Raw genomic sequence first — 25,754 nt, forward strand, 5'->3', positions numbered from 1 at the left:
CGCTGATGCGGCGGGATGACGACGCCGTGACGATCGGCTAGTCCGCTGTGAGACGGTGGGCAGAAGGTTTAGCGTAGATGTCAGAGACGGTGGCGCGACGCGGGTTTGTCGCGGCGATGAAGCCTTATTTGCGACCGCGACCGGCGGCGGCCTTTCTGTTGGGGATCTCCAGCGGCTTTCCGTTGACGCTGTTGCTGGGCACGATGACGTTCTGGCTGGCCAAGGTCGGCATCGACAAGAAGACGATCGGCTTCGCCATCGGGCTGACCACACCCTACACCCTGAAATTCCTCTGGGCGCCGCTGATCGACCGTTTGCGCCTGCCGATCCTGACCGGATGGTTCGGCCAGCGGCGCGCGTGGCTGTTCCTGGTCCAGGCGTTGCTGTTCGGATCGGTATGGATGCTGGGCGCCAGCCAGCCGGAACTGCACATCGGCACGTTTGCCTTCTGGGCGATCGTCACGGCTTTCCTGTCGGCGACACAGGACATCGTCATCGACGCCTATCGCATCGAGATCCTGCCCGATGAGGAACTGGCGCACGGTACGGCAGCCAACCAATTCGGCTATCGCACGGGCAATTTCATCGCCGGCGTGGGGACGATTGCGGTCGCCTCCAGCGAGGGGCTGGGGCTCGGCTGGGCGCTGGGCTATGGTTTGACGTCATTGTGCGTGTTGCCGGGTGCATTTGCCGCTTTGTGGATCGGGCGGGGGCTGCACGATCAGGTGGTTCAGCGTGGTGGACGCGGCTGGTTCACCGACACGGTGGTCAGCCCGTTCCGCGAATTCTTCCGCCGCCGCGGTGCGGCGCTGATCCTGCTGTTCGTGCTGGTTTACAAGCTGGGCGACGCGATGGGGCAGGGCATGCTCAACCCGATGATCGTCGAGCTTGGCTTCTCCGACAAGGAGTTCCTGGCGATCAACAAGGTCGTTGGCCTGTGGGGACTGTTGATCGGCACCGCATTGGGCGCACCGTTTCTGGCGTGGCTAGGGATGGGACGCGCGTTGTTCGTGTCGGGCGTGCTGATGATGCTTTCCAACGCGACCTTCGCCATCCTGGCGGCGAAGGGGCATTCCCCGACATGGCTGTTCATTGCGGTTGCCACCGAACAGGTGACCAGCGGGATCGGCCTGACCGTCTTTGCGACCTATCTCTCGGGTCTTGCGAACATCGCCTACACTGCGACGCAGTTCGCGTTGCTGTCCTCCTTTGCGGTGGTCGGGCGCACTTGGCTGTCGACGCCGTCGGGCTATGTCGCGGAAGCCTTTGGCTGGGTCGGCTTCTGGATTGTGACCATGATCGTCGCGCTGCCGGGGCTAATCCTGCTGTGGATCCTGTGGGCGCGTGGGTTCGTGGTGGATACCGCGCGACAGTCGGTATCGGAGGAGCCGGTCGTGGTCCCGGCGCCCACTACCCAATCGAATTAGCGCCGGAATGATCAGCCGCTGATCGGCCGCCCTTCGTCTGCGAAGGCCATCGCGACGGCCGCGGCACTAGCCAAGACGCCGTCAATCCGGCGGATGCCGAGCAGGTCGCCCAGGAGCAGTCGGGCGTTATCCGGCTGCCGCTCGACGCGTGACAAGACGTGGATCAGCGCGGCCTCGGCATGTGTCATGCGCGGACAGCAGCAATGGGCGATCGCGATTGGTCCCGCGGCGGTGCCCGCGAGATCGGCCATGAATGCGCGAACGAGCATTAGCGGTCGGCGGAACCCCTCGCCGAAAGCGGTGAACATCGCATGTGCGGCACGTGCGTCCGACAGGCCGTTTGCACCCATCCGGCGCATCGCGAACAATGCTAATCGTGCATTGTCACAGCCGGGGTTGGAATGCGGCAGGACCGACAGTCGCTCGGCAACGGTGGGCGGCGGGACGTGCATGGACATGGCGGCGACTCCTCTCCCGCCAATGTCTCTGATGCGCTATTGCAAGTCAATCGCAAGTATGTGGCTAGTCGGGCAGTTCGTCGTTCGCTTCGAGCACCTTGCCGGCAAGGTAGAGCGATCCGGCAATCAGGATCCGATCTGGCGAGGGCAGCGCGGGCAACAGACCGAAGGCGTGTTCGATGCTCTCGGCTGGCGTCGCCGCGGCAGCGCCTAGATCGAGAGCCTGTCGGACCAGCGATTCTGGCGGGTGATACGCGTGCCCATGGACGGGGAGCGCGATGACGCTGACGGATTGCGCCATCCCGAGAAGATGCCGGAGGATCGCGCCAGCATCCTTGTTCGCCAGCACCCCCAGGATGATGGTGGTTTGAGCCGTCCCCGGCCAATTAGCGGCAATGGCGGCAGCGGCAGATTCGTTGTGCGCGCCGTCGAGCCACACACCCTGTGCAGGCTGGGCAGGGAGGGTGCGGAGCAGCGGGCCATCCGACAGCCGCTGCATCCGTGCGGGCCAGCGTGCATCGCGGATCCCGGCTGACATTGCCGCCTCTGACACGGTGACCCCGCACTGATGCCGCATCATCGCGACGGCGAGCGCGGCATTGTCGCACTGGTGGGTGCCGGCAAGCGCGGGCAGCGGAACCTCGAGTGATCCGATAGCGTCTTGATAGGCGATCGAGTCGCCGCGCTGCGTCGCCTGCCATGCCTCACCGCGTGCGCGGAGCACCGCGCCTCGGGCCGCTGCCACATCGGCAACCGCAGCGCTGGCGATCGCTGGATAGCGCTGGGTCACGAGCGGCACGCCCTGTTTCGCAATGCCGGCCTTTTCGAACGCGATCCGAGCCATGGGAGTCGACGGCGTTCCGTCCTCCGCGGCCAGCAGGAACGCCTCATGATCGATCCCGAGGCCCGCGACACCGCATACCATTGGGTGGACGACGTTGGTCGCATCGAGCCGTCCACCGAGGCCGACTTCAATGACGCATGCATCGGCCGGGGTTCGCGCGAATGCGAGAAAGGCGGCTGCGGTCGTTACCTCAAAGAAGCTGGCGCCAACGTTGCCTGCGCGATCGAGGACCTCCGCCAGCAATGGTGCGAGCGCCGCATCGTCGATCAGCCGACCTGCGAGGCGAATGCGCTCATTGAAGCGGACCAGATGCGGACTGGAGTAAACATGGACGCGCTTTCCGTCCGCTTCCAGCATGGCGCGAAGGAAGGCGCACGTCGAACCCTTGCCGTTGGTACCGGCCACATGGAAGACGGGGGGCAGGCGATGATGCGGGTTGCCAACGCGCGCCAGCAATTCGGTGATCCGCGAAAGGCCGAGCACGTCCGCGCCGGGAGACAGCGACCATAGCCTGTCGAGTTGTGCCTGCACGGCCGGGTCGTGGGAAAGTGCGTGATCGGGCATCGTCGTTCCGCCTTCGGCGCCGCTGGATGGAGGGCATGACAGAGGTCCGCCGCCCGTCCGCTCCCACGCTAACTACCGCCGCCCCGACGGGGCGGCGGCAAGACGATCAGGCGGCTTGGCGCTCGGGACAGAGGTAGCTGATCACCGTGGCGAGCCGGTCGCGCAATTCCTTGCGGTGCACCACCATGTCGATCAGGCCATGTTCGAGATAATATTCGCTGGTCTGGAAATCATCCGGCAGCTTCTCGCGGATCGTGTTCTCAATCACCCGGCGACCGGTAAACGCGAGAGTAGCACGCGGCTCCGCGATGTGGACGTCGCCGAGCATCGCATAGGCAGCCATTACGCCGCCCGAGGTGGGATCGGTCAGGACGACGATATAAGGCAGGCCCGCATCGTGCAGCATCTGGATCGCCACCGTGCTGCGCGGCATCTGCATCAGGCTCAGGATCCCCTCCTGCATCCGGGCGCCGCCGCTGGCGGTGAAGACCACATAAGGTGCCTTGTCGGCGATTGCGGTCTCTACTCCCTGAATGAACGCTTCTCCCACCGCCTGGCCCATCGAGCCGCCCATGAAGGCGAAGTCCTGCACGCCGATCACGACGCGGCGGCCGTGGATCGTGCCGCGAGCATTCAGGAACGCGTCCTGTTCACCGGTATCGGCGCGCGCCGACTTCAGCCGATCAACGTAGCGCTTGGAATCCCGGAACTTCAGCGGGTCCTCAGGCGCGGGCGGCGGGGGGAGCACCTGCGCGCTGCCTTCATCGAGCAGCTGCGCGAACCGCTTTGTCGGGCCGATGCGACCATGGTGATCGCAGCTGGGGCATACCGAGAGGTTCTCCTCGAACTCCTTGGTGAACACCATCGTCCCGCAACCCTTGCACTTGTGCCAGAGATTGTCGGGCGTTTCCTTGGTTGCCGGAACAACGAAGGACAACGCGTTACGAACGCTGGACAACCAGCTCATGCAAATTCCTTCCGAGCAGCGCGGATCGCCACCGCCAAAGTCTCAACATAGGTGCGGATCGGGGCGGGCGCATCAGCGCCGAACCGTTCGACCAGTTCCACGATCGCCGACCCTACCACGACGCCATCGGCCACGCGGGCAATCGCTTTCGCCTGATCCGGTGTGCGCACGCCGAAGCCCACCGCAATTGGAAGATCGGTCGCTGCCTTGAGCCGTGCGACCGCTTCCTCGATCGAAGCCTGTGCTGCCTGCTGCAGTCCTGTGATTCCTGCCACCGACACATAATAGATAAAGCCCGAAGCGCCTTCCAGAACCGACGGCAACCGTGCGTTCCCAGTGGTAGGGGTCGCCAGACGAACGAAGTCGATCCCCGCGCCGCGAAGCGCCGGACCAAGAGCGTCATCCTCCTCAGGCGGCACGTCGACGCAGATCACGCCGTCGACGCCAGCATCGCGCGCTGCCGCGGCGAACCACTCCGGGCCGCGCCGAAGCATGGGGTTGGCATAGCCCATCAGGACCAGCGGGATGGTCGGGTGACGGCCACGAAAATCCTGCGCGATCTGAAGGATACTGGCGGTTGTTGTGCCTGCGGAGAGGCTGCGGATGTTCGCTGCCTGGATCGAGGGGCCGTCCGCCATCGGATCGGTGAACGGCATGCCCAGTTCGATGACATCGGCACCGCCCTCAACCAACGCGTCCAGGATCGCTGGCGTGTCGCCGTCGCCGGCGGTGACGAACGTCACGAGCGCCGCGCGGTCGGCAGAGAAAGCCTGGGTGAGACGCGCGCTCATATCGACACCCCCAAGGCGTGGGCGACCGTGAAGATGTCCTTGTCACCACGACCGCACAGATTGGCGAGGATGATCTGATCCTGTCGGAATTCCCGTGCCTTACGCGTCACTGCCGCAATGGCGTGCGAAGGCTCCAGCGCGGGAATGATGCCCTCGGTCCGGCACAGCAGCTGGAAGGCGTCGAGCGCCTGGTCATCGGTCACCGCGGTATATTCGACGCGGCCCATGTCCTTCAGCCAGGCGTGTTCGGGACCGATGCCCGGATAGTCGAGCCCCGCCGAGATCGAATGCGCCTCTGCGATTTGGCCGTCCTCGTCCTGCAGCAGATATGTCTTGTTGCCGTGAAGGACGCCAGGAACCCCGCCGGCGAGGCTAGCCGCGTGCCGGTTCTCCAAGCCTTCCCCCGCCGCCTCGACGCCGAGCATCGCCACGTCGGCATCGTCGAGGAACGGATGGAACAGGCCAATGGCGTTGGACCCTCCGCCAATCGCAGCAACGAGCAAGTCGGGCAGGCGCCCGGTGCGGCTAAGCATCTGTGCGCGCGCCTCGCGACCGATGACGCTCTGGAAGTCGCGCACCAGCTCCGGATAAGGGTGCGGGCCAGCAGCCGTGCCGATGATGTAGAACGTGTCGTGGATGTTCGCGACCCAATCGCGCATCGCTTCGTTCATCGCGTCCTTGAGCGTGTTGGCGCCCGAGGTGACTGCGCGAACCTCCGCGCCCAGAAGCTTCATCCGGAAAACGTTTGGCTGCTGCCGCTCCACATCCTTGGCGCCCATATAGATGACGCACGGAAGACCGAAGCGGGCGCAGACGGTGGCGGTCGCCACGCCGTGCTGACCGGCACCGGTTTCTGCGATGATCCGCGTCTTGCCCATGCGGATCGCGAGCAGGATCTGGCCGATGCAATTGTTGATCTTGTGCGCACCGGTGTGGTTCAGCTCGTCGCGCTTGAACCAGACCTGCGCCCCCATCCCGGTATCGGCATTCTCGCGAAGTGCTTCCGTCAGCCGCTCTGCGTAATAGAGCGGCGAGGGGCGGCCGACATAATGTTCGAGCAGATCGTCGAACTGCGCGTGGAACGCCGGATCCTCCTTCGCGGCGCGATATTCCCGCTCGAGATCGAGGATGAGCGGCATCAGCGTCTCGGCTACGTAACGGCCACCATAGTCGCCGAAGTGACCGCGTTCGTCGGGCTGAGCGCGAAAGGAATTGGGTGCATTCATGATGCGGCGACCGCTTGCAGGAATGCCGCTATCTTGTCCACGTTCTTCACGCCCGCCTCAGTTTCCAGACCCGACGATGCATCAATGATCGAGGCGCCCGTTTGCCGGATCGCCTCGGCAACGTTGCCCGCGTCGAGGCCGCCGGACAGCGCCCAGGCCTGAGGGTGACGAAAGCCGTCGAGCAATCCCCAGTCGAACCGAACGCCCATGCCACCGGGTAAAGAGCCTTCGGGTGTCTTAGCATCATAGAGGATCCGATCCGCCGCACCGGCGAGGGAGGCTGCCGAGTCAAGATCGGCCCGCGTCTTCACGGGTAGGGCCGACCAGGCTTCGACGCCCAAGGCCGTGCGCAACTGCGACACGCGGCGAGGCGCAGCCTTGTGGAGTTGGATCACGTCCAGCCTTGCAGCGCTCAACGCGCCGCCGATGAATTGGTCATCGGGATCAACGAACACGCCGACGCGCTTCACATGCGCTGGCACCCGCGCCGCGAGCGCAGCCGCCCGGTCGAACGACAGATGCCGTGGCGAGGGGGGGTAGAACACGAAGCCGACATGGCTCGCGCCGCCGGCAATGGCGGCGTCGAGCGTTTCGATCGTCGACAGCCCGCAGATCTTGGCGGTGGTCATTGCATCTCCAGCATGGGCGAAAAAGCGCGATCAACAGCGGCGGATACGCGGGCCATGATCCAAAACGACCCAGTCAGAACCTCGCGCCGTCAACCTTTTCGATGGCAAGCGCGTCGAGATCGATCGACGGCACACAGCGCAGGTTTACCGCGGTCGTTCTCACGCCGCCCGGCACCACGCCCTCGGCATGCGTTTCGCAGCCGCAGATCGAGCAGAATTGGTGCCGGATCACGTGCTTGTTGAACAAATAGGAGGTCAAGCGATCCGCGCCAGTCAGCAAGATGAAGGTTTCCGCCGGCAGGAAGGCCAACAGGAAACCCTTGCGGCGGCAATGCGAGCAGTTGCAGCTCATGGCGCCAACCGGAGGATCGGCATCAACGCGGAACGTCACCGCGCCGCAGTGACAGCTACCCTCGAAAGCCATGGCAAGAACCTCCTATAGCGTGGCGCTGATCGAGCGCGCTGCGTCGTCAGGATCGTCGGCCTGGGTAATAGGGCGGCCCACGACGAGAATGGAGGCGCCGTCGTCCAGCGCCTGTCGCGGGGTGACCACCCGCTTCTGATCGCCGACCACTGCGTTTGCTGGGCGCACCCCGGGAACCACGAAGAAGCCCGCGGGCCAGAGCTGATGCGCGGCTTTCACCTCTTCGCCTGAACAGACGATGCCATCGACTCCCGACCGCATTGCCAGTTCGGTGAGACGGAGAACCTGATCATGGGCCGATCCGCCGATACCCGTTGCGGCAAGATCGCGCTGATCAAGGCTGGTCAGCATGGTGACGGCAACAACCTTTGTACCAGTAGGGGCGGCCGCCTTGGCGTCTTCGAGCATTGCCTGGCCGCCGGCCGCATGCACCGTGATGATCGCCGGCTCCAGCGCGCGAAGCGCCTGGATCGCCTTGGCGACAGTGTTCGGAATGTCGTGAAGCTTCAGATCAAGGAAGATCGGTAGGCCAAGATCGGCCATCTCGCGCACGCCGTGGCGACCATTGCCCGCGAAGAATTCCAGTCCCAGCTTGATCCCCCCGACATGATGGCGAACGCGCCCCGCGATCGCCTTTGAGCGCTCCAAGTCAGGCGTATCGAGCGCAACGAAAATCCGGTTGGACATGGGTCAGATCGCCTCAGGCGGAAAGTCTGTGGGAGAAGGCGGCGCCGGAGCAGCGACGACGGGCACCGGGGCCGGCGTTTCGGTCAGCGGCAGTGCGCGCAGATCGGCAATGGTCCGCTCAGCCGCGGACAACCGCTGGCGCAGGCGCCAGCGCAGCGCACGCTGGTACAGGAACGTCGGCAGGAAGCCGGCGAGAAACGTCACCAGCAGCAGCACCGGCAGATTCACTTCGGCCATCAGGTTGCCGAACAGCGCGATCGACACCCATTTCCAATTGCCGAACGTGAACACCGCAGCGGCGAAGGCGACGAGCGCCCAGAACAGGATTTTCAGGAACTGCATGTACAAGGCTCCGGCATGGCGCGACGCTATTACGCCGGCGCCGTTTTGGCCAGCCTCAGCCGATCTCGCGGCGCAAGTTGGCGATCAGGTCGCCAGCGGTGGCAAGGCGCGGTTCCTCTTCATCAAGGATCGCGAGGAAGGCGGCGCGCTTCGCTGCGCCCACCTTTCCCGGCCCCAACCGGGCCGTGGCCGGAAGCGCGGAGACGATAATGTCGATCATGCGCTCAGCCCCGTGGAGCCGGCCCCAAAGATAGTCATTTTCGCGATAGCTGCGGCTGAAGAAGGCGCCGAAGTTGCTGAACTGAATACCCTTCAGCGTCGCTTCAGCCCCGCCCGGCCGGATCGATGTGCAATCATCTGGCGAGATACGATCGACCTTCACAGGATCAAATTCGTCCAGCCCCTCGCCCTGAAGCAGCGGGAGCGTCGCTAAGTCTACGTACGGAAAGCCAAGGTAGTGCAGAAGCAGCGTGCGTCGGACCTGTCGCGGAAGCGTGGCAAGCGCCTCGGCAACCCGCTCGTCGGTTTCACGGTCAAGTCGCGTCAGATCGAGGGAAGCGGCAAGATCGTCGAGCAACGGCGCTGCGTCGCCCCGCAGGCTACGCACGGCGCCACGTAGCGCGCGATGCGCTTCAGGCGCCTTGCTGTGGAGGTAGGAACCAAGCGAATCGTAGATGGCGGTGCGCACCGGAGCGAGCACAGCCTCCTCATGTTCGCCCTCCAATTCCACCAGCCGCCTGGCGAGTAGCCGGAGGCGTCGGATGCGAAACCCGATGTCGAACGTCCGAAGGAAGTCGATCGACGCGGCGCTGGAGACATCCGAAGGCGAGACCTCGTCATAGCCGCGGGCATGGAGCGCTGCCTCGATCCGGCTGCGGATGCGCTGCCAACGGTGCGGACCCGGTTCATCGCCGGCAGCGTAGAGCAGCGCGGTCATCGTTTCGATCACGCCAGCGATCTTGAGGTGCGCATAGCCAGCGTAGCTGAAGCCGGCGCGCTCGGCAGCGGCGATTTGCGCGCGTCGCCGCCACACTACGAGACGGGCCGCGGTTGGGCGATCAAGGAAGAAGGTGCGGCCGAACAGCGCCTCGACCGCCGATTCGATTTCCGGCCGGACCGCTTCGGTAATGGTACGCATCCGCGCGATCCGCCGCGAGCGTGCGGCCAGCGCCTCCAGATTGTCGCGGATCGGCTGCTTGCGTGGCAGCTCGCTGATCGCGCCCAGGATCGTCTGGAAGAACCCCGGCGGGCCCTCCGCTGGCCCGGTCAGCCGGAATTTCATGCCAGGCGAGGGGTCGATGTACACGAAGCGCCGATCAACTTCGCGCCGGGCCGGGCGCGCGTTGAGCGCGTCAATCGCTGGGCGGAAGGGCGCGTTCGCTAGCACAGAGCCATCGATCAGCACTGCCGTGTCTAGCGCGTTGGCGGCGGCCTGGCGCGGCAGCGCGCGGGCGAGAAACGCGTGGCGGCCGGGCCACCGGTCCTCGCGCGCGGTCAAAACCTGATCCAGCTCGCTTACGGTGAATGCCGGAAAGGCGCCGGGGAAACTGGAGGTCGCGCGAGCGGCGAAGGCCAGTTCGGGTGCGGCAGCGAGCGTTTCCACGGCGTGGCCGTGGTCGCTGAACGCCAGCACCACGCGGTGTTCGGTCTCCACCACCTCTGGCGGGGAGTGCAGCTGAAGCCGCTCCGGGTGACCGTTGAAATCGGTCACGGTGACGAACAGGTCGAGCGGCTGGCCTTCCGGCAGGAGCCGGGGGCCGCGCGGTCCCGCCTCCATCGCGGCAAACGCGTCAAGCAACATGCCGGTGAAACCCGGGCCGTCGAACGGCGGCTCAAACCATCGCGAACGGACAAAGTGCGACAGCTTCGTGCGCACCTCCTCCCGGGTGTGCTCGTCCAGCTCATCGAGCCGGTCAACGCCTCGGCCGGCCGCCATCCAGGCAAGCGGCAGCGCCCACGCCTTGGAAAAGCGGGAGGGGGGCGCGGCGGCTGGGGCGATCAGCGCTTCCACATCGGCATTGTCGAGCCACAGATCAGTGAGGGGATCGAGCGATTGGCCGGCGCTGAGCGCCTGACCCAGGAAGATGCCGTTGATGCCGCCTGCGCTGGCCCCCGCGATAATGTCGGGCAGGACGCGAAGGCGGATGCCGGTGGAGCGGGCAATCTCCGTGATCAGCTCTTGATAGACGCCCGCCGAGGCATCGAGCGTTTCACCCGATTGGCTGGCGCGGCTGGCGCGCGCGACGTGCCAGATCTCCTTGGTGATGCCGTGCATGTACACGGCGAGGCTGATGCCGCCGTAGCAAACCAGGGCCAGCCGCAGTTCCGAATCACGGATCATGTGGCTTCGACGTCGGCCCAGATCGGCAGATGGTCGCTCGCCTTGCGTGCAGCGGCGCTGGTGTGAACGCCGCAATCGATGACCTTCACATCGCTGGACACCATGATCCGGTCCAGCCGGCCGATCGGACGCGTGGCGTGATAGCTGGGGCCTGTTTCGGCAAAGGCGAAGTCACGGCCGAAATCGCGCAGACATCCCCCCGCCCGGGTCCATTCGTTGAGATCGCCCATCATCACGGTGGGTAGCTGAGCCGAGCTGGATGCGACATGACTGAGGATCGCCGCCGCCTGTTTCCGGCGCCACAGCCCTGATAGATCGAGGTGCATGCCGACAAAGCGCCAGACACCGCCATCGGCAAGCCGCACCTCCGTCGCGACGGCGCCGCGTGGCTCGAGTGCCGGAAGGTGGATAACCTCGCAATCAACTACCTGGGACGATTTGCGGATCAGAAAGGCGTTTCCGTGCCAGCCCATCGATCCCGCGCGAACGCCGAAATCCACCGCTTTCCAGTCGCTATGCTCGTCCAGCAGATGGGGGGTGATAACCGCGACGCGGGCGCCGAAGCGTCGATCGGCTTCCTGAAGGGCGACGACATCCGCGTCCAGCTCGCGCAGGACCTCCAGCACGCGTTCGGGACTGCGGCGACGGTCGGTGCCGATCGCTTTGCGCATGTTGTAGCTGGCGATGCGGATCATTGCGTTGGTGGAACGCCCCTCCACTGGTGAGGTTGCGTGGAAGAATGGTGCCGGTTGCAGGAATCGAACCCGCGACCTTCGGTTTACAAAACCGCTGCTCTACCAGCTGAGCTAAACCGGCGTATGGGCATGCTCCATGCGTCAGGTCACGCCGAAGGTCCAGCCTTCGGTTTGCTGAACCTGCGCGTTGAGGCCACTCGGCTGCCACAGGTCCGACCGATCGGCGCTCGCACGCAGCCACGCCGCAGCCAGGATCGCGTCTGTCGAATGGTCGTCATACTGCACCAGCGGTGCGTGCGGGCGAGTGCCGAGCCGCTCGAGCGCATGGTCGAGAGCCGACGCGTCGCGCAGCTTGCTGCGGCCGCGCGGCATCCCGGCAGCCCGCGCCGCAATGGCCGTATAGATCTCGACCAACAGGGCGCCGCTGGTCGGGCGAGGGTCGAACGGCCAGATCGGCAGGCGGCCGTTGAGGTGGTGCAGCATCCGCATGCCGGCGAAGCTGGCCTTCGCCACCTGAGCAGCGCCGATGGCATCATAAACAGTGGTGGGCTTGGTCGAGCGGTCACCCGCCATTTCGCAGGTGCGCCAGTGCAGGAAGTCGCTCTTCGTCCCGTCTGCCGCGCCGAGATAAAAATGGCGGCCGCGGCGAGCCTCCAGGAAGGAAGCCGCGCCGAGATCCTCGTCCGCGCTATGGTGGTCAACATAGGCCCACAGTTCGCGCGCGGTTGCGGTCTGCGTCTCCCCGGGCAGATGCGCGCCGCGGGCAATGAAGGGCGCCGAAAAGCTGCAATCGATGCCGACTAGCAACGGCATAGTCGCTTGATCGAGCAGCCATGCGCAAACGTCGGCACGCGACCACCACCGCTGCGGCGGCGCGACCAAGCGAGGCGCCTCGTCACCGGCGTGGCATAGCGCGACCGCTATTCCCTTGTGGCGCGATCCTTTCGCCCCCGACCAGTCGATCGCGGCGAACTGTTGAAAATGGGTCAGCGCCGATCCCCTGACACCGCCGGCGCCGATGTCACTTCACATCCCGAATCACATCCGCGGTGAAACGGGCGATGTCGAAGCGGGTATTGGCGGGATCCTCGCCGCGCCGGACGATCACCAGTCGTTCGGACGGGACCACCATCACATATTGCCCGCGGTTGCCTTGCGCCGAATAGCTGCCGGCGGGCAAACCCTGCGCCGCGCCGAACAGCCACATGGTGGCTCCATAGCCGGGGCCATCGGCGGGCTGCGGGCCGCTAGGCGTGGTCATGTAGCGCATCCAGCCTTCGGGCAGCAGGCGCTTCCCCTGCCACACGCCGTCCTGGAGCCAGAATTGTCCCAGCCGCGCGAGATCGCGGGCGGTGGTATACACCTGGCTGGAGAGGATCAGATTGCCCTGCCAATCGGTGCCCGCGGTGGTGTGCTGCATGCCGAGCGGGGTGAACAACTGTGAGGGCCACGCGGCGTAACGGGCGTCGTTGTTCATTGCGGCGCGAACTGCGCGTGCCGCCAGCATGATGTCGTTGTTGGCATAGCGGAACCGCGTGCCGGGCCTGACCTCCAGCGGCCATCCGGTCGCCTGTTCGGTCACGGTCGTGCCGCCGAAGTAGATCGCGTCGGTGCGATTGCCATAATGATCGGAATGCAGCCCCGATGCCATGCGCAGAAGGTGATCCATCGTGATCTGGCGGCGCGGGTCGGCGGGGTGGCCCCATTCCGGGATCGAAGCGGCCTTGCGCGGATCGATCTTCAGATCACGCACGGCGATACCGACCAAGGTTCCGCCAATGCTCTTCGCGACCGACCAAGTGCGGTTGGCGGTGAACGGGCCGAAGCCGTCAGCGTAGCGTTCTGCCACGATTCGACCGTCACGCATCACGACGACGCCGACCGTCTCGCCCTTGTAGGTTGCGCGATCGAACGCGCGGGCGACCGTCTGCGCCAGCGCAGGCCGCGGACGGGGCGCAATACCCGCATCGCCCAACGGCCACGGCCGTGCATCGCCCGGTAGCGGGAGCGCAGCCCGTGGCGCGGACGCCGGCCATGGCGCCACGGCACGGCCGATCGGCTGGACAACACAGCCAGTGCGCGGCGACCAATCAGCGCGGCGCGGTGGAAGGTCACTCGCGAAACTGACCTGAACGCTGCGGTTGGTACGATCAATTGTGGCGGGAAGCCGTGGCAGCAACGGCTGATATTCGGGATAGATGCCGCGAAGCTCGAGCGCCTCAACTTGCGCCTCTGTCCGACCGGCGGCAATCACCCCCTCGCAAAGCGCGAGCGCCTTGTACCCAGCCGCAATCGCCTCCTGATAGGCAGTCGACGTTTGCGCCCCAATGACTTGGGCGTTGGCTGGGAATGGAGCTCCAGCAAAAGCAGCCGCAGCGGCAAGCGGAGTGAGGAGCTTGTGGGTCGACCTGTTGGTGCGGGTTCGAGCGGCGCCTGCGTACGCCAGCGTGCTCCCGGCCGGGCGCCCATTCCGTTCAATGATAGATGCGAAGCAACCCCTGATGCGCACGTCCGACTTCCTCCACCTGCTCAAGGCTTGCCCTTAAGCGCATCAATGATCGTCTGTCTCTCCCCGTGATCGGCGCGCCTGCCAAAAGGCGAGGCGCTTCTTCACATCACGCTCGAACCCGCGTTCATTGGGTCGGTACAGCGGCTCCCGCCCCGCGGCCGCAATCTCATCGGGGAAGAATTCCTGCCCCGAGAAGGCGTCCGGCATGTCGTGATCGTAGCGATAGCCCGCGCCATAGCCATGTTCCTTCATCAAGGCGGTAGGCGCGTTCAGAATATGCTTGGGCGGGGGCAGCGAACCGGTGCGCCGGGCAAGGTCCGTGGCCCTCCCGAAGGCGAGATAGGAGGCGTTCGATTTAGGCGCGGTGGCGACATAGTTGATTGCCTGCGCCAGGAACAGGCGGCCCTCCGGCCAGCCGATCCGCTCAAATGCCTGCCAGGCCGTCAGTACCTGAACAAGCGCCTGCGGATCGGCCATGCCGACATCCTCTGACGCGGCGCACGCCAGACGGCGGAACAGAACGGCCGCATCCTCACCGCCATTAGTCATGCGCGCTGCCCAGTAGAGCGCCGCATCCGCATCGCTGCCGCGCAGACTTTTGTGGAAGCAGCTGAGAAGATTGTAATGCTCTTCCTGTCCCTTGTCATAGAGCGGCGCGCGGCGCAGCGCGAAGCTGGCTAGCGCAGCGCCATCGAGCCGATCCTTCTCATCCAACGTGAGGAGATCTTCGCAAATACCGAGCATGTAACGGGCATCACCGTCCGCCATATCGACCAGCACGCCGCGAGCGTCGTCGTCCAGCGGCAGCGATCGCCCGATCAGGCGTTCTGCCCGGTCCAACACCTGGGTGAGGGCTGCGGCATCGAGCCGGTTGAGCGTCAGCACCTTCGCACGTGAGAGCAGCGCCGACACCAGGCTGAAGCTTGGATTTTCGGTCGTTGCGCCAATCAGGGTGAAGGTGCCGTCTTCGATCGCGGGCAGCATCGCATCCTGCACAGGGCGCGAGAAACGGTGGAGCTCGTCGATGAAGACCGCGGTCGACCGCCCGCTGATCTTGCGCAAATCGGAAGCGGCAGCGATCGCCTTTCGCAGATCGACGATCCCGGTCGACACGGCCGACAACTGAATGAACTCATAGCCGGTTTCGCGGGCGATCAGGCGAGCGATCGTCGTCTTGCCGACTCCGGGTGGCCCCCACAGCACGAAGGATGACAATCGCCGCGCCTGTACCATGCGCCCCAAGGGAGCGGCCGGCGCGAGCAGATGATCCTGACCTATGACATCGGCCAATTGCGCGGGGCGAAGCTCCTCTGCGAGAGGTTTGCGAACGGCCGTCTGGAAGAGCGAGTCGGTCACGAGCGAACCGCCATACGAAGCACAGATCGGGCGATCACAGTTGGTATGCAGAGGCGGTCGAGGGGCGCGGGAGGTGCGGGCATAGAGACAAGATAGGCGTGAGCGGCCCGCTTCCCAACATGCTCGCCGTGCCGGGTGCCTCTCTGTCACCCGGCCTGCGTCATTCCTGCGGCGGGATGGTGTTGGGAACGTCGCCGGCCTGCAAGCCGTGCCGCATCAGCATCGGAACATTCGCAATGGCGAAGATCATGGTGAGCGGGATGGCGCCCCACAGCTTGAACCCCACCCAGAAATCCGTGGTGGTTGAGCGCCAGACCGCTTCGTTCAGAACGGCCATGAAGAGGAAGAAGAACACCCAATTGCGGGTCAGCTTGCGCCAGCCATCAGCTGTGAGCCCAGGATAGGCGCTCTCCAGCAGGAGCTGCAGCAAGGGCCGGCCAGTGGCGAGACCGAAGCCGAGAACGGCTGCGAAGATCGTATAAACGAACGTTGGCTTCATCTTGATGAAGCGTTCGTCCTGGAACCAGATCGTCAGTCCGCCGAAGACGATCACCAGCGCACCGGAGATCAGAAGCATCGGCGGAATATGGCGGGTCTTCCACCATGAGATGCCCAGCGCCACGGCCATTGCGATCATGAAAGCGGCGGTCGCGGCGAGGATGCGCGCGATGGCAGGCCCCGGTGCGAGGAAATTGACCGCAAAGAAGACGATCAAAGGGCCGTAATCGAGGGCCAGTCGGAGGCCCGACGCGCTCTTGGTACTGTTACTCACCAGTTACTCCGTTGTCAGGCCAGCACAGCGGCCATGACCCAAGATTTGGTTCGATGCGAACGGATGATCAGCGCGCTCGATCCACGCCGGCGATGATCCGGCTGACCTCATGCGCATCGAACGGGCGCAGATCGTTCATCGACTCGCCGATCCCGATCGCATGGATGGGAAGGCCGTAGCGTTCGGCCGCTGCCACCAGCACGCCGCCCCGCGCCGTGCCGTCCAGCTTGGTCATCACCAGTCCGGTGACGCCCGCGACCTCCTTGAACACCTCGATCTGGCTCAGGGCGTTCTGGCCGGTCGTCGCGTCCAGTACCAGCACGACGTCATGCGGGGATGCGGGATTGATGCGGCCAAGAACGCGGCGAATCTTGGCGAGCTCATCCATCAGCTCACGCTTGTTCTGAAGTCGGCCGGCTGTATCCACGATCAGCACGTCGATCCCGGTCTCGGTCGCCTTCTTCACGGCGTCCCACACAACGCCGGCGGCATCTCCACCCTCGGGCCCCGTGACGATCGGTACGCCGACCCGCTCCGCCCAGGTCGCCAGCTGACCGATTGCCGCTGCACGGAAGGTGTCCCCCGCGGCGAGCATCACGCCGTAATCCTGCTCCATGAACAGATGCGCGAGCTTGGCGATCGTGGTCGTCTTGCCGGATCCATTGACGCCAATTACCAGCACCACTTGCGGACGCGGAAAGGCATCGATCTCCAGCGGCTTGGCTACCTTTGCTAAGACCTTTTCGACTTCCTCCGCCACGACCAGGCGGATGCCGAGTTCTTCCATATTCCGCTCGAAGCTGCCCTCGGCCAGGCGCGTGCGAATGCGCGCGGCCGTCTCCGGGCCGAGGTCGGAAGCGATCAGCGCCTCTTCGATCTCGTCCAGCGTTTCATCATCGAGGCGTGCAGTACCCAGACCGGCGAGATTGCCGACCAGCCTGTCAGAAGTTCGCCGAAAGCCGCCGAGAAGCTTGTCGTGCCAGGATCGGTTGTCGGTCATGCAGGAATTCCGATGAGATGATCGTCGGCGGCAGCAGTGATCCGCACTGTGGCGATATCACCGATGGTCGACATCGGTTGGGGCAGGCGAACCTCGGCAAAGCCGGGAGTGTGGCCGCGGTCGCCGGGCTTTTCGATCACGATCGGCTGATCGCTGCCGACCAGCGTGGGCAGCCATGCCGCGCGGCGGCGCGCCGCTGCTTCACGCAAACGGGCCGCACGTTCACGGATAACGCCCGGTGGAACCTGCGGCATCTTGGCCGCAGGAGTGCGATCTCGCGGCGAAAACGGGAAGATATGGGCGTGAACGATGTCGCAATCGGCCAGAATCTCAAGGGTGTTGGCCGCGGCCTCGTCCGTCTCAGTCGGGAAACCGGCGATCAAGTCGGCGCCGATGACAATTTCGCGTCTGGCTTTCAGGCGCTCGACCATCGCCACCGCCTCGCGGCGGGAGTGGCGGCGCTTCATCCGCTTCAGGATCAGGTCGTCGCCCGATTGTAGCGACAGATGAAGGTGCGGCATCACCCGCGGTTCGCTCGTCACCAGTTCAAAGAGACGATCATCAATCTCGATCGTATCGAGCGAGGAGAGTCGTAGTCGGGGCAGACGGGGTACGTCCGTCAGAATCGTTTCCACCAGCGCGCCCAGGCCGTCGGCGTAGCTGGTGAGGTCGACACCGGTCAGCACGACCTCCTGTGCGCCGTCCTCAACAAGCTCGGCGATACGCGCAACAACTTGGCCGATCGGGTCGGAGCGGCTGGGGCCTCGGCCGAGCGGGATAGCGCAAAAGGTGCAGGAGTGATCGCATCCGTTCTGCACGCCGACGAAGGCGCGGGCGTGGCGGCGAGCGGGACGGTGATTGGGGAAGCCACCCCAAGTGGCCGGCAGTAGCTTCGCCGCATTGGGAACGATGCGGTCGACTTCCGGCATGGCCGCGAAGGCGGCGCGATCCATCTCGGACGCGCAGCCGGTCACGACGATCTCCGCTCCCGGACGATCCCGGCGCGCGCGACGCACAGCAACCCGCGTCTGGCGGACAGCCTCATTTGTCACGCCACAGCCATTGATCACCACCATATCCCGTGCGCCAGCGAGCGAACGGATCGTTTCGCTTTCGGCAAGGTTCAATCGACAGCCCAGGGTAATCACGTCGGGCGAACGGGAGGCGAGCATGGCTGGCGATCTAGGGATACATTCATCGTTAGTCCACGATGAGGCGCGTGCGATACTCGACTTCTGGTTCGCGCTGTCGATGGAGCGGCAGTTCAAGCGCGATCCGGAAGTCGACCGCGAGATCACGAGGCGGTTCGGCGCGCTGCGCGACACCGTGTTCGCCAGCGGCGCGGCCGGCTGGCGTGGCGGCCCTGACGAACTGCTGGCGGCAATTATCCTGCTCGATCAGTTTTCCCGCAACATCTACCGCGATTCGCCACGCGCTTACGAGGCCGATGACCTGGCGGTGGAGTTGACGCTGCTGGCGATCGCCAATGGGTGGGAGGGCCGATACGTCGAGGAGGAGCGGGCGTTCCTCTACATGCCGCTGATGCATGCTGAGGACCTTCTCCTGCAGCGACTGTCGGTGGAGAAGTTCACAGAACTGGGCGGCCCGAATGTGCCGTTCGCGATCGGGCATCGCGACCTGGTGGAGCGGTTTGGCCGGTTTCCTACCCGCAATTCAGCCTTGGCGCGAGAGAGCACGACCGAGGAGCGGGCGTATCTGGCCATGCCCGACGACGGCACGGGGCCGCCGAAGGACTGAACGTCTTGGTTTAGCGCCCCTGAAAGACGGGGTCGCGCTTTTCCAAGAGCGCGGCGACGCCTTCGCGGTGATCGTCGGTGGCATGACTTACCGCTTGGGCAGTCGACGCCGAATCGAGTGCCTGATCGTAGCTGCTGGTCTGCCCCTGGCGCAGCAGCGACTTGGTGAGGCGAAGCGAGTGGGGCGGCAGGGCAGCAATGCGGTTTGCCAGTGCTAGTGCCTCATCCATCAACGTGTCGTGCGGCACGACGCGGCTGACGAGGCCCCATTCGGCCGCTGTCGGCGCGTCGATAACATCGCCGGTGAAGAACAGTTCTGCGGCACGGCTCATCCCGATGGCCCGGGGCAGCAGCCACGAGCCGCCATCGCCGGGTACGAGACCCAGCTTCAGAAAGGTTACGCCGAACTTCGCCTTGTCGGACGCAATCCGGATGTCCGCCATGCAGGCCACATCGCAGCCCAGCCCGATGGCGGCGCCGTTGACGGCTGCGATCACCGGCATATCGAGCGAGAACAGCGCGCGGGCGATACGGTGGATGTTACGCTGATAGTGGCTGCGGATCGGCAGTCCGCCGCCCGAGAACGGGCCCTCCGGATCCGCCATCTTCTTGATGTCGCCACCCGCAGAGAAGGCGCGACCCTCGCCGGTCAGGATCACACAGCGGATCGAAAGATCGGCGTTCAGCGCATCGCAGGCAGCGCGGACAGCCTCGCCATCACCGTCAGCCCCAAGCGCGTTCATAGCGTCCGGACGGTTGAGACGCAGGATCGCGATCGGGCCGCGAACTTCGGTGGTAACGACGGTCATCTTGGTCTCCGAAAGTGGGTCTCAGCGTACGCCAAGTCCGCGGGCGATGATGCCGCGCAGGATCTCACGCGTGCCGCCTCGCAATGAAAAGCTGGGCGAGTTCATCGTAATATGCGCGAGAACCGCGATGAAGTCTGAAGTGGAGGCGGCGTCCGGCTCGGCATCGACGAGGCTACGGGCGATGTCGGGCAGATCCTGCTCGAACGTTGCACCCAGATCCTTGACAATGGCGGCGTGCGTACCAGGATTATCGCCTGCATCGAGCATCACGGCCACACCGCGCGACAGCCGGCGAAGCGTAATCAGATGCGCGGTCAGTCGCCCGAGCGCCAGTTGCGCTGCTTCGCTTGGAGCATGTTGAAGCACGCCGACAAGCTCTATGAGCAACTGCATCGACGACAAGAATCGCTCCGGCCCGCTGCGTTCAAACGCAAGCTCGCTCATCACCTGCTCCCAGCCCGCCCCTTCGGTCCCGATCAGCGCGGAGGCGGGGAGGAAGGCGTCCTCGAAATGCACCTCATTGAAATGATGCTGCCCGGCCAGATCGATGATCGGGCGGATAGTGATTCCCTCGGTAGTACGCAGGTCGACGAGCAACTGGCTGGTACCCGCCTGGCGATCCGCCGGCGTGCCGCTCGTCCGGCAGAACAGGATCATGTAATCGGCGTCGTGCGCGCCGGTGGTCCAAAGCTTCGTTCCGGTGACTCGCCAGCCCCCCTCCGCGGGAACCGCGCGGGTGCGCGTCGCGGCGAGGTCAGAGCCCGAATCGGGTTCGCTCATGCCGATGCAGAACACCGTCTCGCCAGCGGCGATGCCCGGCAGGATCGACTGCTTCTGTTCTTCGGTGCCGTATTTCAGGAGGCTGGGGCCGCTCTGGCGATCGGCGATCCAATGCGCGGCTACCGGCGCGCCCGCCGCCAGTGTTTCCTCCACCACGACATAGCGTTCAAAGACGCTACGTTCATGTCCGCCGTAACGCTTCGGCCATGTCATGCCGAGCCATCCACGCTGACCCAGTTTGCGGCTGAAATCGCGATCGAAGCCGTTCCAGCTGTCGGCACGCGACAGCGGGGAGCGCGTGGCCAGTTCTGTGGCGAGAAACGCCCGCACCTCTTGGCGGAGCCCCTCGGCGGCGTCGTGCCGAAGCGGCGCGGGGAAGCGAAGCGTTGTCATGCTGCCACCACCATCGGCCAATATCCCTCCCGTCCCGCCGCCAACGCGCGCTTGCCCAACGCGAGCGTCCAGGCGCGCTGCGTTCCATATTCGTCGCGCCACGACCAAAGCGCCGTGGTGTAGCGGTGCAGAACATGTTCGCGGGTGAAGCCGATCGCGCCGTGCAGCTGATGGGCGATGGCGCTCGCCTTGCTCGCAGCCTCTCCGATACGGGCGCGTGCGACTGCGACTGCGACCGCGAAGCCGAGGTCCGTGTTTTCGGCAAATGCATCTGCCGCCTGATCCGCGGCTGCGGACGCCGCGGCGACCTCACCGGCCAGCTTAGCGAGTTCCTGCTGGATCGCCTGGAACTTGGCGAGCGGCCGACCGAACTGAACGCGCGTCGACACGTGATCGACGGTGAGTTGCAGGACATGCTCGAGGGCACCGGCCATCTGCAGCGCGCGGGCGAGCGCCGCCCACTCGAGCAGCGATGCGCCAGGGAAGGGCGCAGTCTCTCCGCCGGCGAGATCGAGCAGGTCGCGCGGGGCGCTCGCCAGATTCTGACCCTGCTGCACGACCGTCGGCGAAGTATATCGATGGAGCTGCCCGTCGCTGAACGCGACCACCGTCTGGGCGAAGCGACCCCACGGCACTGGTTTCTGCGGCTCCGGGGCCAAGCCAGCTGGCCCCTCGGCGAGTGGCAGACCGGCAGCGGCGAGGGCCGCGTTGGCGATCATCGTCTCGGCGAGCGGCAGCGCGAGCGCGTGGGTCCCCGCTTGCCGGATGAGCGCCAATGCCTCTGCGGGAGGGATGCCGAAGCCGCCATGTTGCTCTGGCACGAGGGCGAGCGGCAGGCCGCTTTCTTCGATGGCGTTCCAAGCCTCAGTTGCCCAGACACCCTGCGCCGCTGCTTGTTCGATCGCCTCGGCATGGGTCGTAAACAGGCGCTCCGCGGTATCCGCGAGCATCGTCCCGATGTCGCTCACGCCCGTCGCTCCCGGCGGTCCTGCATGTGCATGGCCGTTCCTCTCCGTTATCCATTCGTCGCTAGGGCAAGCGGCGGTCGCTTGTCCACCTGACAGTCCTGCTGGTCGGCACGATAGTCCGTGGTAAGAGCGCGCGGCCGAGGGGAATGTGATGCGCCTGTGGTCACTGCTGTTGATGCTTTTGACGCTGCTGGGCGCGCCAGCGGCGGCGCAGGGCCGCGGACCGCTGGTGCTGGCGGCAGCGAGCATGCAGGAGGCACTCGGCGAGGCGGCCGATAGCTGGGCGCGGCAAGGGCATGAGCGGCCCGTCCTTTCCTTTGCCGCATCGTCCGCGCTGGCGCGGCAGATCGGCGCCGGTGCACCCGCCGACCTCTTCATTTCCGCCGATGAGCGATGGATGAACTGGCTCGCGGAGCGGCGGCGGATCGTGCCGAGCACACGCGCGGTGCTAGCCGGCAACCAGTTGGTCGTGGTGGCCGCGCGGGGCAGGGGGCAGGAACTCGGCGGGCGCGGTGGTCTAGCGCTCGGCCAGATGCTGGCCGCAGGCCCGCTCGCGATGGGCGACCCCATGGCTGTGCCGGCCGGACGTTATGGGAAGGCCGCGCTGGAGCGGCTGGGTGCATGGTCGCTGGTCGCGCCGCGCGTGGTGCGCGCCGATAGCGTCCGGGCGGCGCTATCGCTGGTGGAGCGTGGTGCCGCGCCCTACGGCGTCGTCTATGCCACCGATGCGCGCATTGCGCCGCGGCTGCGCATCGTGGGCCGGTTCCCGGCGGCGAGCCACCCGGCGATCACTTATCCCATCGCACGGCTGAGCAGTGCGCGGCACCCCGGTGCCGAAGGCTTCCGCCAATTCCTGCTGTCCCCCGCCGGCAAGGCCATAATGGCGCGCCATGGGTTTGCCCCGCGATGACGGAAGAGATCGCAACAATCGTTCGGCTGTCGCTGCTGGTTGGCGGGGTGGCGACATTGGGCATGCTGCCGGTCGCGTTTGGACTGGCGTGGATCCTGGCGCGGGCGGAGTTTCCCGGCAAAGTCATCCTCGACGGGATCATCCATCTGCCGCTGGTGGTGCCGCCGGTGGTGACCGGGTGGATGCTGCTGCTGGCGTTTGCGCCCGAGGGGCCGCTAGGAGCGCCGCTGGAGCGGTGGTTCGGGATCAGCGTGATGTTCCGCTGGACCGGGGCCGCGATCGCCGCCGGCATCATGGCGCTGCCGTTGATGGTGCGCGCGATGCGGCTGTCGATCGAGTCCGTTGATCAGCGGCTGGAGCAGGCAGCGCGAACGCTGGGGGCAGGGCGATGGCGCGCGTTCGCTACCATCACCCTGCCGCTGGCGTCGCCGGGCGTGATCGCGGGCGTTGTGCTGGGCTTTGCGCGGTCGCTGGGCGAGTTTGGCGCGACGATCACCTTCGTGTCCAACGTTCCAGGGGAGACGCAGACCTTGCCGCTGGCGATCTATGCGGCGCTTCAGCAGCCGGGCAGCGAGGCGGTCGTGTGGCGGTTGGCAGGGATCTCTGTCGCGCTAAGCCTGATCGCGCTGATCGTGTCGGAGATGATTGCGCGGCAACAGGGACGGCGGCTGAATGTCCTTTGACATCGACCTGACCGTCCGGCGCGGTGAACGGGTGATCGGCACGGCGTTTCGCTCGGAGGCGCGAAGCACCGTGCTGGTCGGTCACTCAGGCGCAGGCAAGACCAGCGTGCTGATGATGATTGCCGGGCTGCTGCGGCCAAGCTGTGGCCATATTCGAATCGCCGGGCGCACGCTGTATGACGAGGCCGCGGCGGTCGATCTGCCGCCGCAGCACCGCCGGGCGGGGGTGGTGTTTCAGGAACCCCGCCTGTTCCCGCACCTCTCCGTGCGCAAGAACCTGCTATATGGCGCCGCAGATGCTTCGGCCGTGGCGCGGATCGCGGCGACGCTGGAGATCGCGCCACTGCTGGATCGTTGGCCGCGCAGCCTGTCGGGCGGTGAGGCGCGGCGGGTCGCGATCGGCCGCGCGTTGCTGAGCGATCCCGCGTTCCTGCTGCTGGACGAGCCGCTTGCCTCGCTTGACCGCACCCGCCGTGAGGAAGCGATGCAGGAGATTGAACGGCTGCGTGACGACATGCGCCTGCCGATGCTGATCGTTACGCACGACCCGGAGGAGGCCGAGCGGCTCGGTCAGCATATCGTCAGGATGTGACCGCTTGCGGGTGATTGGGCACGAGCACCAGCGTCCGCCCCTCGACCCGCCACGATTTCAGCCGCGACAGGAAGTTCATCCCCAGCACGTCGGTGTCGCCGAACGCGGGGGAGACGACCACAGGCACGTCACGCGCAACGATGTTACCCAGCGCCAGTTCGTCGATGGTTGCGGTCTGCGCGCGGATCGTGCCGTTCGCCGTCCGCAACAGCATCGGGAACACCGCGTCGCGCACGTCCAGGCCGGCCGCCTTGGCGGTGTCGAGCGACAACGCGGTGACAGTCGCGCCGCTATCGATCAGCATGCGCCGCTTCACCCCGCCGAACGTAGCATTGGCCCAGAAGTGCCCGTCGGGGCTCATGCGGATGCGCGTCTCGGCACCCTCGACCTGCTGGCCCGAGAGGTTCAGCGCCTCGGTGACGCGACCGAGATAGGGATCGAAGCGTTCGCGCTCACCCAATACAAAGACCAGTGCGCCGATGAGCGCCACCCACATCGCGATACTGATGAGGCGTCCCAACACGGGGATGCGGCGGAGAAAGCCTGCCACCACAACCAACGCGAACAGGGCAAGGATCAGCGGATAGTGAGGTGCCAGATCGGCCAGTGCGTCCATTTTCTCCATATAGGACGGCAGGGCGTCGCTGCGATGTGGCGGGCAACGGATTTTTCTAAGGCGCGCCGTCAGGCATGCAGACAGCAAAAAGGGGCCGCTCCCTTCGGAGCTGCCCCTTTTGTCTTGCCAGTAGCCAGCAACGGACCGGTAAGCCGACCCGCTGCCAGAAACCTTAGCGCTTCGAGAACTGGAAGCTGCGGCGTGCCTTGGCGCGGCCGTACTTCTTACGCTCGACGGTACGGCTGTCGCGCGTCAGGAAGCCCGCTGCCTTTACCGGCGCACGCAGGATCGGCTCGTACTTGGTGATCGCCTGGCTGATGCCGTGCTTCACCGCGCCGGCCTGACCCGACAAACCGCCACCCTTGACGGTGCAGATCACGTCATACTGGCCCTCGCGCTCGGTGATACCGAACACCTGGTTGATGACGAGACGCAGCGTCGGACGTGCGAAATACACTTCTTGGTCACGGCCGTTGACGGTGATCTTGCCCGAGCCCGGCTTCAGCCAAACGCGAGCAACCGCGTCCTTACGACGACCGGTGGCATAGGCGCGACCGTACTTGTCGAGCTCCTGCGCCCGCAGCGGGGCGCGCTGCGACGGCTCATCGATCTTGCCTTCGAGATAGGCCTCGGCCTTCTCTTCCGAAGCGGCGACGGCGGTTTCGCGCTGCTCGTTGAGCGCGGCACCGAGATCAGCGAGAGACTGGCGATTGTCGGACATTATGCGCCCACCTTGTTCTTGCGGCTCATGCCGGCGATGTCGAGGACCTCGGGGTTCTGCGCTTCGTGCGGGTGCTCAGCGCCCTTGAAGATGCGCAGGTTGCGCATCTGCTGACGGCCGAGCGGGCCACGCGGGATCATGCGCTCAACAGCCTTTTCGAGGACACGCTCCGGGAAGCGGCCTTCGAGCACCTTGGCGGCAGTGACGCCCTTGATGCCGCCGGCATAACCGGTGTGCTTGTAATAGACCTTGGCAGCCAGCTTGTTGCCGGTGAAACGCACCTTGTCGGCGTTGATCACGATGACATTGTCACCGCAATCGACGTGCGGGGTGAACGACGTCTTGTGCTTGCCGCGTAGGACGTTGGCGATCACCACCGCTGCACGACCGACCACGAGATCGGTGGCATCGACGATGTGCCACTTCTTTTCCACCTCTGCGGGCTTGGCCGCCTTGGTGGTCTTCATCAGCGCCTTCATGGGCTTAGACCTTT

28 protein-coding genes and 1 tRNA gene are annotated in these 25,754 nt (G+C 65.3%); 5 read left to right on the top strand and 24 right to left on the bottom strand.

Annotated features, from left to right (window positions below; translation table 11 throughout):
- Positions 1-77 precede the first annotated feature (77 nt).
- Complete coding sequence (locus K0S66_RS10610) at positions 78-1,427, top strand: MFS transporter (RefSeq protein WP_301075349.1); 1,350 nt, start codon at positions 78-80, stop codon at positions 1,425-1,427.
- 11 nt (positions 1,428-1,438) lie between these two features.
- On the opposite strand, the gene K0S66_RS10615 is transcribed toward K0S66_RS10610, so the two are convergent.
- The 18 genes from K0S66_RS10615 to K0S66_RS10700 all read right to left on the bottom strand — a co-directional run bounded on the left by K0S66_RS10615 (position 1,439) and on the right by K0S66_RS10700 (position 18,204).
- Entirely contained in the window at positions 1,439-1,885 is a 447-nt protein-coding gene (locus tag K0S66_RS10615) for a DUF6628 family protein (RefSeq protein WP_301075350.1), read from the bottom strand.
- 64 nt (positions 1,886-1,949) lie between these two features.
- The gene (locus K0S66_RS10620; RefSeq protein WP_301075351.1) at positions 1,950-3,293 is read right to left on the bottom strand and encodes a bifunctional folylpolyglutamate synthase/dihydrofolate synthase; all 1,344 of its coding nucleotides are present in this window, start codon (positions 3,291-3,293) and stop codon (positions 1,950-1,952) included.
- A 106-nt stretch (positions 3,294-3,399) separates the two neighbouring features.
- Positions 3,400-4,260: an acetyl-CoA carboxylase, carboxyltransferase subunit beta gene (gene accD / locus K0S66_RS10625; protein ID WP_301075352.1), complete on the bottom strand. Its 861-nt coding sequence runs from the start codon at positions 4,258-4,260 to the stop codon at positions 3,400-3,402.
- Complete coding sequence (gene trpA, locus K0S66_RS10630) at positions 4,257-5,051, bottom strand: tryptophan synthase subunit alpha (RefSeq protein ID WP_301075353.1); 795 nt, start codon at positions 5,049-5,051, stop codon at positions 4,257-4,259. Before trpA ends, accD begins: the two co-directional genes overlap by 4 nt.
- Complete coding sequence (trpB, locus tag K0S66_RS10635) at positions 5,048-6,277, bottom strand: tryptophan synthase subunit beta (RefSeq protein ID WP_301075354.1); 1,230 nt, start codon at positions 6,275-6,277, stop codon at positions 5,048-5,050. Before trpB ends, trpA begins: the two co-directional genes overlap by 4 nt.
- Positions 6,274-6,906, bottom strand: coding sequence for a phosphoribosylanthranilate isomerase (locus K0S66_RS10640; protein WP_301075356.1), 633 nt, complete (start codon positions 6,904-6,906; stop codon positions 6,274-6,276). Before K0S66_RS10640 ends, trpB begins: the two co-directional genes overlap by 4 nt.
- Positions 6,907-6,979: 73 nt before the next feature.
- The gene (locus tag K0S66_RS10645) at positions 6,980-7,216 is read right to left on the bottom strand and encodes a glutathione-dependent formaldehyde-activating protein (RefSeq protein ID WP_366520814.1); all 237 of its coding nucleotides are present in this window, start codon (positions 7,214-7,216) and stop codon (positions 6,980-6,982) included.
- Positions 7,217-7,342: 126 nt separating this feature from the next.
- Positions 7,343-8,017 carry an orotidine-5'-phosphate decarboxylase gene (gene pyrF / locus K0S66_RS10650; protein WP_301075358.1) on the bottom strand — a complete coding sequence of 225 codons (675 nt, stop codon included), beginning with the start codon at positions 8,015-8,017 and terminating at the stop codon, positions 7,343-7,345.
- 3 nt (positions 8,018-8,020) lie between these two features.
- Entirely contained in the window at positions 8,021-8,359 is a 339-nt protein-coding gene (locus K0S66_RS10655; protein WP_301075359.1) for a hypothetical protein, read from the bottom strand.
- A gap of 55 nt (positions 8,360-8,414) precedes the next feature.
- Positions 8,415-10,700, bottom strand: a complete 2,286-nt coding sequence (locus K0S66_RS10660; protein ID WP_301075360.1) for a patatin-like protein — start codon at positions 10,698-10,700, stop codon at positions 8,415-8,417.
- Positions 10,697-11,395: an endonuclease/exonuclease/phosphatase family protein gene (locus K0S66_RS10665; RefSeq protein ID WP_301075361.1), complete on the bottom strand. Its 699-nt coding sequence runs from the start codon at positions 11,393-11,395 to the stop codon at positions 10,697-10,699. The genes K0S66_RS10660 and K0S66_RS10665 overlap by 4 nt, the downstream gene beginning before the upstream one ends.
- A gap of 45 nt (positions 11,396-11,440) precedes the next feature.
- Positions 11,441-11,516 (bottom strand) — tRNA-Thr (locus tag K0S66_RS10670).
- Positions 11,517-11,536: 20 nt separating this feature from the next.
- On the bottom strand, positions 11,537-12,385 hold the full coding sequence (locus K0S66_RS10675) for a hypothetical protein (RefSeq protein WP_301075402.1): 849 nt from the start codon (positions 12,383-12,385) through the stop codon (positions 11,537-11,539).
- A gap of 31 nt (positions 12,386-12,416) precedes the next feature.
- Positions 12,417-13,649: a serine hydrolase gene (locus tag K0S66_RS10680; RefSeq protein WP_301075362.1), complete on the bottom strand. Its 1,233-nt coding sequence runs from the start codon at positions 13,647-13,649 to the stop codon at positions 12,417-12,419.
- 297 nt (positions 13,650-13,946) lie between these two features.
- Positions 13,947-15,260, bottom strand: coding sequence for a replication-associated recombination protein A (locus tag K0S66_RS10685; RefSeq protein ID WP_301075363.1), 1,314 nt, complete (start codon positions 15,258-15,260; stop codon positions 13,947-13,949).
- A 160-nt stretch (positions 15,261-15,420) separates the two neighbouring features.
- On the bottom strand, positions 15,421-16,032 hold the full coding sequence (locus K0S66_RS10690; RefSeq protein ID WP_301075364.1) for a septation protein A: 612 nt from the start codon (positions 16,030-16,032) through the stop codon (positions 15,421-15,423).
- 67 nt (positions 16,033-16,099) lie between these two features.
- Positions 16,100-17,032 (bottom strand): signal recognition particle-docking protein FtsY, encoded by a 933-nt coding sequence (ftsY, locus tag K0S66_RS10695; RefSeq protein WP_301075365.1) that lies wholly within the window; start codon positions 17,030-17,032, stop codon positions 16,100-16,102.
- The gene (locus K0S66_RS10700; protein ID WP_301075366.1) at positions 17,029-18,204 is read right to left on the bottom strand and encodes a MiaB/RimO family radical SAM methylthiotransferase; all 1,176 of its coding nucleotides are present in this window, start codon (positions 18,202-18,204) and stop codon (positions 17,029-17,031) included. Before K0S66_RS10700 ends, ftsY begins: the two co-directional genes overlap by 4 nt.
- On the opposite strand from K0S66_RS10700, the gene K0S66_RS10705 reads away from it, so the two are divergent.
- Positions 18,203-18,790, top strand: coding sequence for a DUF924 family protein (locus K0S66_RS10705; protein ID WP_301075367.1), 588 nt, complete (start codon positions 18,203-18,205; stop codon positions 18,788-18,790). The two genes, K0S66_RS10700 and K0S66_RS10705, sit on opposite strands and share 2 nt — an antisense overlap.
- Before the next feature lie 10 nt (positions 18,791-18,800).
- On the opposite strand, the gene K0S66_RS10710 is transcribed toward K0S66_RS10705, so the two are convergent.
- Genes K0S66_RS10710 through K0S66_RS10720 form a run of 3 tightly spaced genes read right to left on the bottom strand, consistent with a single transcriptional unit; the run spans position 18,801 to position 21,739 of the window.
- Positions 18,801-19,598 (bottom strand): crotonase/enoyl-CoA hydratase family protein, encoded by a 798-nt coding sequence (locus K0S66_RS10710; RefSeq protein WP_301075368.1) that lies wholly within the window; start codon positions 19,596-19,598, stop codon positions 18,801-18,803.
- A gap of 21 nt (positions 19,599-19,619) precedes the next feature.
- Positions 19,620-20,771, bottom strand: a complete 1,152-nt coding sequence (locus K0S66_RS10715) for an acyl-CoA dehydrogenase family protein (RefSeq protein WP_301075369.1) — start codon at positions 20,769-20,771, stop codon at positions 19,620-19,622.
- Positions 20,768-21,739 (bottom strand): acyl-CoA dehydrogenase family protein, encoded by a 972-nt coding sequence (locus K0S66_RS10720; RefSeq protein WP_301075370.1) that lies wholly within the window; start codon positions 21,737-21,739, stop codon positions 20,768-20,770. The genes K0S66_RS10715 and K0S66_RS10720 overlap by 4 nt, the downstream gene beginning before the upstream one ends.
- A gap of 151 nt (positions 21,740-21,890) precedes the next feature.
- Between K0S66_RS10720 and modA the strand changes: the two genes are divergently transcribed.
- The 3 genes from modA to K0S66_RS10735 are packed head-to-tail and all read left to right on the top strand — an operon-like array spanning position 21,891 to position 23,924.
- Positions 21,891-22,649 (top strand): molybdate ABC transporter substrate-binding protein, encoded by a 759-nt coding sequence (gene modA, locus K0S66_RS10725; RefSeq protein ID WP_301075371.1) that lies wholly within the window; start codon positions 21,891-21,893, stop codon positions 22,647-22,649.
- The gene (gene modB / locus K0S66_RS10730; RefSeq protein WP_301075373.1) at positions 22,646-23,332 is read left to right on the top strand and encodes a molybdate ABC transporter permease subunit; all 687 of its coding nucleotides are present in this window, start codon (positions 22,646-22,648) and stop codon (positions 23,330-23,332) included. The genes modA and modB overlap by 4 nt, the downstream gene beginning before the upstream one ends.
- Positions 23,322-23,924, top strand: coding sequence for an ATP-binding cassette domain-containing protein (locus K0S66_RS10735; RefSeq protein ID WP_301075375.1), 603 nt, complete (start codon positions 23,322-23,324; stop codon positions 23,922-23,924). Before modB ends, K0S66_RS10735 begins: the two co-directional genes overlap by 11 nt.
- On the opposite strand, the gene K0S66_RS10740 is transcribed toward K0S66_RS10735, so the two are convergent.
- From K0S66_RS10740 to rplM, 3 genes are all read right to left on the bottom strand, one after another.
- Positions 23,914-24,540 (bottom strand): TIGR02281 family clan AA aspartic protease, encoded by a 627-nt coding sequence (locus tag K0S66_RS10740; RefSeq protein WP_301075377.1) that lies wholly within the window; start codon positions 24,538-24,540, stop codon positions 23,914-23,916. The two genes, K0S66_RS10735 and K0S66_RS10740, sit on opposite strands and share 11 nt — an antisense overlap.
- Before the next feature lie 172 nt (positions 24,541-24,712).
- Positions 24,713-25,261 (bottom strand): 30S ribosomal protein S9, encoded by a 549-nt coding sequence (gene rpsI, locus K0S66_RS10745; RefSeq protein ID WP_301075378.1) that lies wholly within the window; start codon positions 25,259-25,261, stop codon positions 24,713-24,715.
- Positions 25,261-25,740 (bottom strand): 50S ribosomal protein L13, encoded by a 480-nt coding sequence (gene rplM / locus K0S66_RS10750; RefSeq protein ID WP_301075380.1) that lies wholly within the window; start codon positions 25,738-25,740, stop codon positions 25,261-25,263. Before rplM ends, rpsI begins: the two co-directional genes overlap by 1 nt.
- Positions 25,741-25,754: the final 14 nt, after the last annotated feature.

This window comes from Sphingomonas sp. (assembly GCF_029239295.1).
In the GTDB taxonomy this organism is placed as follows: Bacteria; Pseudomonadota; Alphaproteobacteria; order Sphingomonadales; family Sphingomonadaceae; genus Sphingomonas.

Excerpts from the sequence above, each read along its gene's own strand:
- K0S66_RS10610 (WP_301075349.1), top strand. The coding sequence starts at position 78 with ATGTCAGAGACGGTGGCGCGACGCGGGTTTGTCGCGGCGATGAAGCCT.
- K0S66_RS10615 (WP_301075350.1), bottom strand. The coding sequence starts at position 1,885 with ATGTCCATGCACGTCCCGCCGCCCACCGTTGCCGAGCGACTGTCGGTC.
- K0S66_RS10620 (WP_301075351.1), bottom strand. The coding sequence starts at position 3,293 with ATGCCCGATCACGCACTTTCCCACGACCCGGCCGTGCAGGCACAACTC.
- accD (WP_301075352.1), bottom strand. The coding sequence starts at position 4,260 with ATGAGCTGGTTGTCCAGCGTTCGTAACGCGTTGTCCTTCGTTGTTCCG.
- trpA (WP_301075353.1), bottom strand. The coding sequence starts at position 5,051 with ATGAGCGCGCGTCTCACCCAGGCTTTCTCTGCCGACCGCGCGGCGCTC.
- trpB (WP_301075354.1), bottom strand. The coding sequence starts at position 6,277 with ATGAATGCACCCAATTCCTTTCGCGCTCAGCCCGACGAACGCGGTCAC.
- K0S66_RS10640 (WP_301075356.1), bottom strand. The coding sequence starts at position 6,906 with ATGACCACCGCCAAGATCTGCGGGCTGTCGACGATCGAAACGCTCGAC.
- pyrF (WP_301075358.1), bottom strand. The coding sequence starts at position 8,017 with ATGTCCAACCGGATTTTCGTTGCGCTCGATACGCCTGACTTGGAGCGC.
- K0S66_RS10655 (WP_301075359.1), bottom strand. The coding sequence starts at position 8,359 with ATGCAGTTCCTGAAAATCCTGTTCTGGGCGCTCGTCGCCTTCGCCGCT.
- K0S66_RS10660 (WP_301075360.1), bottom strand. The coding sequence starts at position 10,700 with ATGATCCGTGATTCGGAACTGCGGCTGGCCCTGGTTTGCTACGGCGGC.
- K0S66_RS10665 (WP_301075361.1), bottom strand. The coding sequence starts at position 11,395 with ATGATCCGCATCGCCAGCTACAACATGCGCAAAGCGATCGGCACCGAC.
- ftsY (WP_301075365.1), bottom strand. The coding sequence starts at position 17,032 with ATGACCGACAACCGATCCTGGCACGACAAGCTTCTCGGCGGCTTTCGG.
- K0S66_RS10705 (WP_301075367.1), top strand. The coding sequence starts at position 18,203 with ATGGCTGGCGATCTAGGGATACATTCATCGTTAGTCCACGATGAGGCG.
- K0S66_RS10700 (WP_301075366.1), bottom strand. The coding sequence starts at position 18,204 with ATGCTCGCCTCCCGTTCGCCCGACGTGATTACCCTGGGCTGTCGATTG.
- K0S66_RS10710 (WP_301075368.1), bottom strand. The coding sequence starts at position 19,598 with ATGACCGTCGTTACCACCGAAGTTCGCGGCCCGATCGCGATCCTGCGT.
- K0S66_RS10715 (WP_301075369.1), bottom strand. The coding sequence starts at position 20,771 with ATGACAACGCTTCGCTTCCCCGCGCCGCTTCGGCACGACGCCGCCGAG.
- modA (WP_301075371.1), top strand. The coding sequence starts at position 21,891 with ATGCGCCTGTGGTCACTGCTGTTGATGCTTTTGACGCTGCTGGGCGCG.
- modB (WP_301075373.1), top strand. The coding sequence starts at position 22,646 with ATGACGGAAGAGATCGCAACAATCGTTCGGCTGTCGCTGCTGGTTGGC.
- K0S66_RS10735 (WP_301075375.1), top strand. The coding sequence starts at position 23,322 with ATGTCCTTTGACATCGACCTGACCGTCCGGCGCGGTGAACGGGTGATC.
- K0S66_RS10740 (WP_301075377.1), bottom strand. The coding sequence starts at position 24,540 with ATGGACGCACTGGCCGATCTGGCACCTCACTATCCGCTGATCCTTGCC.
- rpsI (WP_301075378.1), bottom strand. The coding sequence starts at position 25,261 with ATGTCCGACAATCGCCAGTCTCTCGCTGATCTCGGTGCCGCGCTCAAC.
- rplM (WP_301075380.1), bottom strand. The coding sequence starts at position 25,740 with ATGAAGGCGCTGATGAAGACCACCAAGGCGGCCAAGCCCGCAGAGGTG.